12 protein-coding genes are annotated in these 11700 nt (G+C 65.6%); 3 read left to right on the plus strand and 9 right to left on the minus strand.

What is annotated here, in order from left to right; all coding sequences use genetic code 11:
* Positions 1–143: 143 nt before the first annotated feature.
* The 3 genes from NKG59_RS23460 to NKG59_RS23470 all read right to left on the minus strand — a co-directional run bounded on the left by NKG59_RS23460 (position 144) and on the right by NKG59_RS23470 (position 4789).
* Positions 144–452 carry a hypothetical protein gene (locus NKG59_RS23460; RefSeq protein ID WP_253541951.1) on the minus strand — a complete coding sequence of 103 codons (309 nt, stop codon included), beginning with the start codon at positions 450–452 and terminating at the stop codon, positions 144–146.
* Positions 453–641: 189 nt separating this feature from the next.
* The gene (gene mdoH, locus NKG59_RS23465; protein ID WP_253541954.1) at positions 642–3230 is read right to left on the minus strand and encodes a glucans biosynthesis glucosyltransferase MdoH; all 2589 of its coding nucleotides are present in this window, start codon (positions 3228–3230) and stop codon (positions 642–644) included.
* A complete protein-coding gene (locus NKG59_RS23470; RefSeq protein ID WP_315862611.1) occupies positions 3203–4789 on the minus strand; it encodes a glucan biosynthesis protein G in 1587 nt (528 codons plus the stop codon). The genes mdoH and NKG59_RS23470 overlap by 28 nt, the downstream gene beginning before the upstream one ends.
* Positions 4790–5099: 310 nt before the next feature.
* On the opposite strand from NKG59_RS23470, the gene NKG59_RS23475 reads away from it, so the two are divergent.
* Complete coding sequence (locus tag NKG59_RS23475) at positions 5100–5840, plus strand: hypothetical protein (RefSeq protein WP_253541957.1); 741 nt, start codon at positions 5100–5102, stop codon at positions 5838–5840.
* Between the two features lie 121 nt (positions 5841–5961).
* Positions 5962–6132, plus strand: a complete 171-nt coding sequence (locus tag NKG59_RS23480; protein ID WP_232041134.1) for a hypothetical protein — start codon at positions 5962–5964, stop codon at positions 6130–6132.
* A 22-nt stretch (positions 6133–6154) separates the two neighbouring features.
* On the opposite strand, the gene NKG59_RS23485 is transcribed toward NKG59_RS23480, so the two are convergent.
* From NKG59_RS23485 to hemA, 6 genes are all read right to left on the minus strand, one after another.
* Positions 6155–6778, minus strand: coding sequence for a UbiX family flavin prenyltransferase (locus NKG59_RS23485; protein WP_315862610.1), 624 nt, complete (start codon positions 6776–6778; stop codon positions 6155–6157).
* 18 nt (positions 6779–6796) lie between these two features.
* A complete protein-coding gene (gene grxD, locus NKG59_RS23490) occupies positions 6797–7108 on the minus strand; it encodes a Grx4 family monothiol glutaredoxin (RefSeq protein WP_024977796.1) in 312 nt (103 codons plus the stop codon).
* A 68-nt stretch (positions 7109–7176) separates the two neighbouring features.
* Positions 7177–8079: a peptide chain release factor N(5)-glutamine methyltransferase gene (gene prmC, locus NKG59_RS23495; protein WP_253541961.1), complete on the minus strand. Its 903-nt coding sequence runs from the start codon at positions 8077–8079 to the stop codon at positions 7177–7179.
* 97 nt (positions 8080–8176) lie between these two features.
* A complete protein-coding gene (locus NKG59_RS23500; protein WP_045203077.1) occupies positions 8177–8545 on the minus strand; it encodes a hypothetical protein in 369 nt (122 codons plus the stop codon).
* Positions 8546–8727: 182 nt separating this feature from the next.
* Positions 8728–9810: a peptide chain release factor 1 gene (gene prfA / locus NKG59_RS23505; RefSeq protein WP_253541964.1), complete on the minus strand. Its 1083-nt coding sequence runs from the start codon at positions 9808–9810 to the stop codon at positions 8728–8730.
* Positions 9811–9920: 110 nt separating this feature from the next.
* Positions 9921–11228: a glutamyl-tRNA reductase gene (hemA, locus tag NKG59_RS23510; RefSeq protein ID WP_045203079.1), complete on the minus strand. Its 1308-nt coding sequence runs from the start codon at positions 11226–11228 to the stop codon at positions 9921–9923.
* A 222-nt stretch (positions 11229–11450) separates the two neighbouring features.
* Between hemA and NKG59_RS23515 the strand changes: the two genes are divergently transcribed.
* Entirely contained in the window at positions 11451–11693 is a 243-nt protein-coding gene (locus tag NKG59_RS23515; protein ID WP_045203080.1) for a GlsB/YeaQ/YmgE family stress response membrane protein, read from the plus strand.
* Positions 11694–11700: the final 7 nt, after the last annotated feature.

Here is an 11700-nt window from a genome sequence, read left to right on the forward strand (position 1 = left end):
GGCGGCGGGATTGCTGTGGCCGCTACGTCAGCATAGGTCGGATTGCAGAATGCGCAGGCATTCGAGCGTACAAAAGCAACGGGCCGCTCGTGTGAGCGGCCCGCGTGGCGATGTAGTTATCTGTTCGCGCTAGGCGTCAGGCATTAGCGGTCCCAGCCGCGGTGCCAGCCGCGATCATGACGCCATTCGCGTTCGCGCCACTCGTGACGGCGCCATTCACGCTCACGCCAGTCGTCGCGGTCGCGGTAGTAGCCGCCATAGACGACCGGGGCAGGGGCATAGACCGGGGCCGGGCGATACACCACGGGCGGCGGTGCATAGACAGGGGCCGGGGCCACGTACACCGGTGCAGGCACGCCGATCGACACGCCAACGTCCACATGCGCCAGCGCCGCCGTCGAGGCGCACAGCGCGGCGCCACCCAGAACGAATGCGAGCAGTGTGCGTTTCATGATGCTTCTCCTTACGGTTGCGAGGCCGGGGCGGAGGTGCCGTCGACTTCGTGTATCAAGTTCGTGATGCCATTCTATGAACCGCCGGGCGCTTCAGGTGATACGCAAATCCTACGGATGTAACGGGAAGTAAAACGCCCCACCGGCAAGACACTGGTGGGGCGCGGTATTTCACGTGGGGCGGCTCGTTCAGCCCTGTGCAGGCTCCCAGGCCGTTCGCTGCTCAGGTGACGACCACACCGCCAGGTGCAGCGCCGACAGCGCGAACGGATCCGACAGCAATACCAGCTTCTGCTTGCCTGTGAGCCTGTCGGGACCGGCTTCCAGTGCGTGACGCACATGTGCTTCCCGCACGGCAATCAGGCGTCGGTCGTGCGGAAAGCGGGCCGTGCCGATCGCGCACATCAGCGCGTTGGTGACGGGGTCGACCACGGCTTGGCGGAAGTCCGGCATTGGCGGCGCATTGCGCAGGTGCTTGCGCGTGGCGCGAAGTTCGCGCGGCGGGCGCACTTCCTCCGGGATCATGAACAGGCGCAGGCGCCGCATGCGGCGGCCCAGGCTCACGCGGCTGGAGAGCACCGACAGCGGAATCGACACGATCAGCGCGCCCACGACTGGCGAAAGCCACCAGAGGAAGCTCGGGTTCAGCCAATACACGATCGCAGCCCAGACGATGCCGATCACGGTGTGCAGGCCGTGGCGGCGTACTGCATCGCCCCAATGTGTTTGTGCGTCTTCGCGCGGCGGCGATTTCCAGTGCACCTTCCAGCCGAGGAACGCTGCCGTCACGAAGCGCGTGTGGAACAGCATGCGCACCGGCGCAGCCAGCACCGAGAACGCTGCCTCAATCGCCATCGACAACGCCAGGTGGATCGCCCCGCCAAAGCGCTTCGGCCCCTGGGCCCACAGAACGAGCACGCTCAAAATCTTCGGCAGGAACAGCACGGTGGCGGTAGCGGAAAACAGCGCGGCGGCTTTTTCGGGATGCCACTCCGGCCAGATTGGGAAGAGCTGGCGCGGCTGCGTGAAGTACTCCGGCGCGATCAGCGTGTGCTTGGCCAGCAGGGCCGTCGACAGGATCAGGAACAGGAACCACAGCGGCGCCGACAGATAAGCCATCACCCCGGTGATGAACACGGCGCGGTGCACACGATGGAAGCCAGGCGCGCCGAACAGGCGGAAGTTCATCAGGTTGCCGTGGCACCAGCGGCGGTCGCGGCCCAGCTCGTCGAGCAGGTTGGGCGGCATTTCTTCGTAGCTGCCGTCTAGGTCGTAGGCGATCCACACGGCCCAGCCCGCGCGGCGCATCAGCGCGGCCTCGACGAAGTCGTGCGACATGATCTCACCTGCAAGCGAGCCCTTGCCCGGAATCGGTGCCAGCGCGCAGTGCTTGATGAATGGGTCCAGCCGGATGATGGCGTTGTGGCCCCAGTAGTGCGATTCGCCGAGTTGCCAGTAGTGCAGGCCGGCCGTGAACAGCGGCCCGTACACGCGCGTGGCGAACTGCTGGATACGTGCGTACAGCGTGTCGCGGCCGGCGGCGCGCGGCGCGGTCTGGATGATGCCCGCGCTTGGCGCACCTTCCATCAACTGCACGAGGCGCGTCAGGCAATCGCCGCTCATTACGCTGTCGGCGTCGAGCACGATCATGTAGCGATATTTGCCGCCCCAGCGCCGGCAGAAATCGTCGATGTTGCCGCTCTTGCGCTTCACGCGGTGGCGACGCCAACGATAGAAGATGCGACCGAAACCATCGAGTGCGCGGCAGATATGCAGCCACGCGTCGGCTTCTGCGGTGCGGATGTCCGGGTCGCCGGAGTCTGAAAGCACGAAGAAGTCGAAGTGTTCCAGATGCCCCGTGCGCTGCAACGATTCGTACGTTGCGCGCAGCCCCGCGAACACGCGCTGCACATCTTCATTGCAGATCGGCATGACGATGGCCGTGCGCGCATCGTCGGGAATCGTGGCGTCGGGCGTGGCGCGGCGCGAGATGACGAAGCGGTCGCCGTGGAAGGCCAGCAGCAGGAAGCCGGTGATGGCCGTCCAGAAGCCTGCCGACACCCAGCAGAACAGCACAGCAAACAGCACGATGATGATGGCTTCGAGCCAGTCGGCACCGTGGTACGGCAGCACCGTGCTCATCGCCCAGGTGGCAGCGATGGTCTGCGCGATCATCAGCGCCAGCAGCGTCAGACGGCGGCGCGAGCCGACGAAGCGCCAGATGCCCTTCGGGTCCGGCGAGTCGGGCGCTTCATACGGCACTGGCTTCTTGCCGCCGTGCATCCAACGGTCGATGGCCTTGCGGGTGCGCCAGATCGGCCCGAGCACCCAGGGCCACGGCACCATCGAGCGACGCGCAGGCGTGGGCCCGGTATCCAGGTGGATGCGGCCTTCGCTGTCGTGTTCAAGCGGCGGTGCGGGCTCGGCAGAGGGCTCCGTCGACGCGGCATCGGCGCGCGTGGCGCCATAGGCGGCATCCAGACGCGAGCCTACAGAAGCGTAGGCCGGCGCATCGGCGTCGAGCGAGGTCGTCTGCGCCGGGTCGAGCTTGGCCAGTGCGCGATGCAGCTTGGCGAGCGCTGCCGCATCATCGTCGCCGGCTGTGATGCCCGCGGTGCGCAGCAGCGCAGCGCGCGCCTCGGCCGCCAGCGGCAGCGCCTCTAGGTAATGGTCGGCCACAGACTGCGCTGTGGCAGGGGTGGTGGAGGGGGCGGTGCCAGCGGCACCGTCAGTCTGGGCTGTCGTCACGTTCAGCCCGGAGGTAACAGGTAGCTCCACGTCTCAGAAAGTCCGGTGCCGCCGCTGCGCAGGTAGCCACGCATTTCGACGGGTTTATCGTCGTCGACCCGCTTGAGGCGCACGGTCACGCGCCAGCCGCCGGTCGCGGTGTTGGGTTGGCCGAAGATCGATTCGATCTTGCCGTTGGCATCTGCCGAGAAAACGGGCTCAACCGGTGCATTGGGCGGAAGCTTCGCCAGCGCGGGGCCTTCAAAGTCGACCACGAAGGCGATCGTATCGTCGGGCTTGCGCTCGTCGGGGCGCTTGGTCGTCCAGCCGTGCGAGCGGCGCGTCTGCGTAACCCACGCCAGCGCCGGTTTCTTGTCGGCGTCTTTCTGCCACAGCAGGCGGTATTCGAGATTGAACGGCTGATGGGGCTTGGGCGGGTTCTCTGGCACCCAGTAGGCGACCACGTTGTCGTTCGTCTCGTCTGGCGTCGGAATCTGTACCAGCTCCACACGGCCCGCGCCCCATTTGCCGACGGGCTCGACCCACGCGCTCGGGCGCAGCTCATAGCGGTCGCCGATTTCCTGGTAGCTGGAGAACGCGCGGTCACGCTGCATCAGGCCGAAACCGCCCGGATTGGTCGTCCCGAACGAGCTGACCAGCAGGCGCTTGGGGTTCGTCAGCGGACGCCAGATCCATTCGCCTGTTCCGGAAAGCACCGACAGGCCGTCGGAGTCATGCACTTCGGGGCGGAAATCCAGCGCAGGCGCCGGTTGGTTCTCGCCAAAGAAGAACATGCTGGTGAGCGGGGCGATGGCCAGCTTGCTCACGTTCTCGCGCATGTACAGCTGCGCCTTGACGTCGACCGCCGTGTCGCTGCCCGGCTTGATGACAAAGCGGTAGGCGCCCGTGGCGCGGCGCGAGTTGAGCAGCGCGTAGATCGTCAGCTCTTTCGCGTTGGCGGCAGGCCGTTCGATCCAGAAATCAGTGAAGCGGGGGAATTCCTCGCCTGAATTGAGCGCGGTGTCGATGGCCAAGCCGCGCGCGGATAGACCGTAGACCTGCCCCTTGCCGATGCCTCGGAAGTACGACGCGCCCAGGAACACGATGACCTCGTCCTTGTACTTGGGCGTGTTCATCGGGTAGTGCACGCGGAAGCCGGCAAAGCCGAGCTTCTGCAACTGCTTCGGGTCGAGCTTGACCGGGCCGTAGTCGAACAGGCGCGGATCGAAGCGGATTTCGCGCACGCCGGCGGGCGACACCTCGTTGATCTTCACGGGCTGGTCGTAGTACGAACCCTCGTGGAAGAAACCGAGTTCGAACGGCAGCTTGTCGCGGCGCCAGTAAGCCTGGTCGGACTTGAAGCGGATTTCGCGGTACTGGTCGTAGCGCAGCTCGCGAAGTTCGCGGGGCAGGGTTTCGGCGGGCGCCTGGTACGGCTTGGAGGCCAGTTGCTTGGCGCGTGCGGCCACATCGTTGAAGCCGAAGGCCAGCGCAGCATGCGCCGAAGCCAGTGCCAGCAGGCCCACGGCCAACCGCGCATAGCCGGCTACCGAACGGTTGCGTGCCGCGCGAGCGGCCCCCGGCGTGCGGGAGGAAACAGCGGAGGGAATGTTCAAAATGAGATCGCGTCTATGCGGCGGGCCGAGGAACGTGACGCTTCGGTCCTGCCGGTCATTCGTCTGTGCCGCCGAGATTTTACCCGCCGTACCTTTGCGAGATCAAAACCGGCAACATTTTGATAATGTTTCTGGCCGTATCGGACCGCCATCGGCGTCAAATGGCGTGTAATCAGGCGGTCTGTGGCGGGTCAACCGTTCGGTTGAGGGGAACGCACACCGCCGGCTAGCGGTCAGAACCGCTTTCCTGTGTGCCGGGATTTCCGCATGGCACACTCTCGGCTTTTTCCTCCATGGAGTTCGCATGACCTGCTGGACGCGACGCGCCACGGCAACTGCCGCGCTTGCCTTTTCGACCTCGTTGCTCGCGCCTGTGGCGTTTGCCGCACCCGCAGCCAAGGCGGCTCCAAAGGCTGCAGCGCCTGCCAAGGCAGTGCGCGATCCCGGCGACGTGGCGGTGCTGCTCGATGCCTTCCCGCTCGGCAAGCCCCTGCGCAAACTGCCCTCGTGCGAAGACGTACGCGCGAATGGCGGCAAGGACGTCGCCGAATATTGCTCCGACGCGCTTGAATCGCATGGCCGCACGCGCTCGCTGGGCGTGCCGCAGGCATCGCGCCCCGAGTTGATGGACGGGCCGCAGGCCGTGCTCCTGATTGACCAGGACGGCAACATCGCCGGCATGTTCGTGCCGACACGCGGCGTCGATACCGAACAGCGCGTCTTCCAGGCCCTGTCCGATCGTTACGGCAAGCCCGCGCAGGAAGGCAAGGCGCCGCTCAAGCTCAAGTCTGGTAAGACGGTCGATTCGCTGCGCGCACGCTGGGCAGGCCATCAGACCATCATCACGATGTACGCGATTCCCGAAGAGCCGCAGAACGGCACGGTGGAATTCCTTTGGGCACCGCGCGCCGGGGCAGTAATGGATCAGATGCGTGCCGAAGTCGATCCGAATGCCCCCAAGCCGGCTGCTGCGTCCGGTGTGGCGGCCTCGGCACCCGCCGCGACGGCTAAGCCCTCTGCAGGCAAACCGGCGCCTAAGCAGTGAACTTACGGACACACGTTCGTAGTTTTCGGTTACACCGCTTACACCCGCATGACGCCGGCGTCGCTCGCGTCGGCTTATAACGTCCACGTGGCTCCACTAGCGGGGCCGAAGGACGCTAATCATGAAAATCGTGGCTCTGGCCTTGTTGGCCGCGACGCTTGGGGGTTGCGCGGTGTATCCGGCACCGGTAGCCGTGGCGCCTGTGCCTGTCTATGCTGCACCGGCTTATCCGGCCTATTACGGCGGCTATTGGGGTGGACCTTCGGTGTACTTCAATTACCACCACCGCTGATCACCCGTTGGCTGATCTGCGTCTAGTCCGTTGAACGCAGGCCCGGCCAGCCGGGCGCTAATGTCTGCGGCAAGCCAAGCAGATCCAGCACGCGCCCGACCGTGTGGTCGACCAGGTCGTCGATCGTCTTGGGGCGCTGGTAGAAGCCCGGCACGGGCGGGAACACGATTCCGCCCATCTCTGTGACGGCCGTCATGTTGCGCAGGTGCGCTAGATTCAACGGCGTTTCGCGCACCATCAGGATGAGGCGGCGACGCTCCTTGAGTGTGACATCGGCCGCGCGGGCAATGAGGTTGTCCGACAGGCCGTGCGCAACGGCCGCCAGCGTCTTCATCGAGCAGGGCGCCACCACCATCGCTTCCGCCGCAAACGAGCCGCTGGCAATGGTCGCGCCGATGTCGCGCACGTTATGCACGACGTGCGCCAGCGCTTCCACTTCTTCGCGTGCCATGTGTAGCTCGTGCTGCACGTTCATCAGCCCTGCGGGCGACATCAGCAGGTGCGATTCCACCCCCGCTGATTCACGCAGGCCCTGCAGAACCTGCAGCAGCCGCACACCGTAGATTGCCCCCGACGCCCCCGTGATGGCCACGATGATGCGGCGCACAGGTGGCGTCTGGACCGTGGCGTTCACGGGCAAGGTCACGCTTAGCCGAAAACTAGATCAAGCAGCCAGCAGCGGCTGCAGTTCGCCGCTCTGGTACATCTCCATCATGATGTCCGAACCGCCGATGAATTCGCCCTTGACGTAGAGCTGCGGAATGGTCGGCCAGTTGGCGTAGTCCTTGATGCCCTGGCGGATTTCATCGTCTTCCAGCACGTTGACGGTGTGCGGCCGATCCACGCCGCAGGCCTTCAGGATCTGGATGGCGCGGCCCGAGAAGCCGCACATCGGGAATTGCGCCGTGCCCTTCATGAAGAGGACGACGGGGTGGCCTTTGACGATCTGGTCGATCTTTTCGTGCGTGGTGCTCATGGGGAGACTCGATTTGGTGAGGGGCGGCAGCTGGGTGTCCGAGCTGACATCCGCATTGGAAAACTTTTCTATTTTAGCGAGGAACGCGCACCGGCGTTTTGATCCAGCCATTGCCCGCCGCTGCAGCGGTCGTGGTCGGCCAGGTCTTGCGCGGTGAAGACGTTGGCGAAGCCGGCGCCGCCCAGCAGCGCCCGCACGGGTTCGCCCTGGTCGTAGCCGTGCTCGAGCAGCAGCCAGCCGCCGGAGGCAAGCCGTGCAGGCGCCCCTGCGACGATGTTGCGCAGGTGGCGCAGGCCGTCGTCGTGGTCGGTGAGGGCGCTGGCGGGTTCGAAGCGCAGGTCGCCCTGGTCGAGATGCGCGTCGGTGGCGGCGATGTACGGCGGATTGCTGGCGATCAGGTCGAAGGCGTGTGGCGCATCGGTTTCGGCCAGCGCGCCATACCAGTCGCCCAGCGCAGCCTGGACGTTGGCAGCCCCCAGCGCCTCGACGTTGCCGATTGCCACGGCCAGCGCATCGGCGGAGGCATCGGTGGCCCATACGCGCGCGTCGCGTCGCGCCAGCGCAATCGTGATGGCAATGATGCCGCTGCCCGTGCCCATGTCGAGCACGGCGGGCGCATCGCGTTCTTCCAGACGGTCCAGCGCCTGTTCAACGAGCAATTCCGTATCGGGGCGCGGAATAAGCACGGCTGGCGTCACCTTGAACGTGCGGCCGAAGAATTCACGTTCGCCCAGCAGATAGGCCATCGGCTCGCCGGCCAGGCGGCGTGTTGCGAGGTCGCTGATTTGCGCGCGCGCGGCCACGTCGATGGCGCAGGTGTCTTGCGTGATGAGTTGCACGCGCGACAGGCCCGTCACGTGCGAGACCAGCATCCGTGCTTCCAGGGCAGGCAAGCCGGCGCGCGCCAGCGCCGTCAGCGCGTCGGACACGCGAGCCAGGGTTTCGGGCGAAATGACAGAAGCAGACGACACGGCAACAGACCAGCAGCGAAGATCGGGCGCACAAAATAACACGGGCCCGGCCGATGTGGCGCGGGCCCGCGAGCGGGTCGGTTTGGTTAAACAGCGTTTATTGCTTGGTCGCGTCCTTGACCTTGTCGGCCGCTTCCTTCGTGGCGTCAGCGGTCTTGTCGGCTGCAACCTTGGCGGCGTCGGCCGTCTTGTCGGCTGCGGTCTTGGCGGCATCCTTGGCCTGTGCCAACGCACCTGATGCAGAGACCTGCGCATCCGAAGCGGCTTGCGAGAGTTCCACCTTGGCGGCGTCGGCGGCCTTGCTCACGGCGGTGCCGGCGTTGTCGATCGCCTGCTTGGCGGCGTCCTTCGATTGCTCCATCGCGCTCTTGGCAGCTTGGTCGGTGGCGTCGTCTTTCTTGCCGCAGGCGGCCAGGCCGAGTGCGAGGGTGGTAGCGACAGTGATGGCCAGCAGTTGGGTACGCATTGCGATTCTCCTAATCGTGATGTTGCCGCGCTTGTTGATGAGTGCGCGCCGGATGCGACCGGCGATGCACTCGGCGTGATCGAGATCGATTATAGGAACGCGAGGCCGGCTCGCCATCGCGCAAAGCTGTATCAAACGCAAGCGGATGTTACGGAGCGCGCGCTTTTTTAACGATTGAGCGATCAGGTGTCTTCGCCCAGCGCCGCGAGTTGTTCCGCTTGGTGCTCGGCCGCCAACGCGCCCACGAGTTCGTCGATGTCGCCGTCCATGATCGCGTCGATCTTGTACAGCGTCAGGTTGATGCGGTGATCGGTCACGCGGCCTTGCGGGAAGTTGTACGTGCGGATGCGGTCGGAGCGGTCGCCCGAGCCGATCAGGCTCTTGCGGGCGCTGGCTTCCTTGGCTTGCGCTTCGCGCTCCTGGCGATCCTTCAGGCGTGCGGCCAGCACCTGCATGGCACGGTCCTTGTTGCGGTGCTGGCTGCGGTCATCCTGGCACTCCACCACCAAGCCGGTCGGCAGGTGGGTAATGCGCACGGCGGAATCCGTCTTGTTGATGTGCTGGCCGCCCGCGCCGGACGCGCGGAACGTATCGATGCGCAAATCCGCCGGGTTGATCTGGATGTCGGCCAACGCATCGGCTTCCGGCATGACCGCCACGGTGCAGGCCGACGTGTGGATGCGCCCCTGCGCCTCGGTGGCCGGCACGCGCTGCACGCGGTGGCCGCCCGATTCGAACTTCAGGCGCGAGTACGCACCTTCGCCCACCAGCCGCGCAATCACTTCCTTGTAGCCGCCCAGGTCCGAGGGCGATTCGCTCACGATCTCCACCTGCCAGCGCTGCCGTTCGGCGTAGCGCGTGTACATGCGCAGCAAGTCGCCGGCAAAAAGAGCGGATTCATCGCCGCCCGTGCCTGCGCGGATTTCTACGAAGATGTTGCGATGGTCGTTCGGGTCTTTGGGCAGCAGCAGGCGCTGCAGCTCGCCTTCGAGGGATTCCATGCGCTCACGCGCGGCGCGGAGTTCGTCTTCGGCAAACGCCTTCATGTCCGGGTCGGCCGCCAGTTCCTGCGCGGTGGCGATGTCTTCGTCGGCCTGCTTCCACGCGGCAAATTGTGCGACCACGGGCTCCAGTTCGGCGTGCTCGCGCGTGAGCTTGCGATATTGGTCGAGGTTGGCGGTGGCGTCTTCACGCGCGAGCAGCGCGTTGATTTCGACGATGCGCTCGGCCAGTTGGTCGAGCTTGGACAGCATGCTGGGCTTCATTCGGGCAGTCGCGGAGGGAAACGCTGGAAGCGAGGGCGGCGCATGATACCGCGCCAGAAGTTGCGTGCCGGAGTGAAAACATGCGGCGCGCGCGTGCGATGCGCTGGCCGCTAGCGCTCGGAGTGGCTGGACTGGCGGAACAACGCCGGCAGCAGGTCGATGAGCTGTTCGCGGCCTTCGCCCTGCGTGTGGTTGAGCGCATGCGTCGGGCCGTGGAGGAATTTCTTGGTCAGCGCCTGCGACAGCGCTTCGAGCACCAGCGCCGGATCATCGCCGCGCGCAAGCATGCGCTGGGCGCGTTCCAGTTCACCCTGGCGCAGCGTTTCGGCCTGCGCATGCAGATCGCGGATGATGGGCACCACGCTGCGCGCATCGAGCCAGTGCATGAAGTTCAGCACGCGCGTTTCGATAATGGCCTCGGCCTGCGCCACGGCGGCCTGCCGCAGCGCGTTGCCCTCGCGCACGATGGCGCCCAGGTCGTCCACGGTGTAGAGGAATACGTCGGACAGACGCGCGACTTCGGGTTCGATGTCGCGCGGCACGGCCAGGTCGACCATGAACATCGGGCGGTGGCGGCGCTGCTTGATGGCGCGCTCCACGGCGCCCAGGCCGATGATGGGCAGCGTGCTGGCCGTGCACGAAACAACGATGTCGAACTCGGCGAGCTTGGTCGGCAGTTCGGCCAGGCGGACGGCGCGGGCGTTCAGCCCCTGGTTCGACAGCGATTCGGCGAGCTTCTCGCCGCGTTCCAGCGTGCGGTTGGCGATCACTACCTCACGCGGCGTCTGCGCGGCGAAGTGCGTGGCGCACAGCTCGATCATTTCACCGGCGCCGATGAACAATACGCGCTGATCGGCGATCGATTCGAAGATGCGCTGCGCCAAGCGCACGGCGGCAGCGGCCATCGACACGGAATGCGCGCCGATCTCCGTCGTGCCGCGCACTTCCTTGGCCACCGCAAAGGTGCGCTGGAATAGCTGATTCAGGTACGTGCCGAGGGCGCCCGCTTCGGTGGCGGTGCGCACGGCGTCTTTCATCTGGCCGAGGATCTGCGTCTCACCCAGCACCATGGAATCGAGCCCGCTGGCCACGCGGAAAGCGTGCCGTACCGCCAGCGATTGCCCGAGCGAATACACATGGGGCGCGAGTTCGCCGGGGTCGATGTTGTGGTGCTGTGCCAGCCAGCGAATCGCATGCTCGTGCGCGGTCTGCTCGGGCAGGTTGCCGTCGGTGGCGCAGTAGATTTCGGTGCGATTGCAGGTGGAAAGGATGGCCGCTTCGGCCGTGCTTCTGAGGTGCGGCAGGTGCTGGCGCAGCGTGCCCAGCGCGGGCTTGAGCTGCTCGAGCGGAAACGCCACCTTCTCGCGCAGGGAAAGCGGCGCAGTGTGGTGGTTGATTCCGAGGGTCAGCAACTGCATGTGGGGCGGCCGGTTAATTGGGGACGGCACGAATTTTGAGCACTCTGGATTATAACGCCCGGCCTCCGGATGAGCAGGACCCAGGTCAAATCTGGTGGCATGTGCGGACGAATGTCGATTATTCGTCACGCACCGCGTGGTGGGCTACCGTGGCCTTCTGCACCGTCCTGCGCTAAGGTACGCGTCCAGTTGAATCGCTCAAGAGCAACACGGAGAACAGGCATGGGGTGGATCGGGCCGCTATGGATCGGGCTGGCGGTGGGCGTGGCGGCGCGTTGGCTGCATCCCGCAGGCAAACGCCTGGGGTGGGCGGCTGCGCTGGTGACGGGCGGGATTGGCGCGTTGTTTGGTTACTACAGCGGCCAGTTTGCCCACCTCTATGCCGATGGGCAGATCATGGCCTGGACGGCCGCCGTGGTGGGCGCCATGCTGCTGCCCGCCGCCTGGGGCCTGCTGCGCCGCTAGGGCGAGT

Source organism: Ralstonia chuxiongensis (genome assembly GCF_024158925.1).
Lineage (GTDB): Bacteria > Pseudomonadota > Gammaproteobacteria > Burkholderiales > Burkholderiaceae > Ralstonia > Ralstonia chuxiongensis.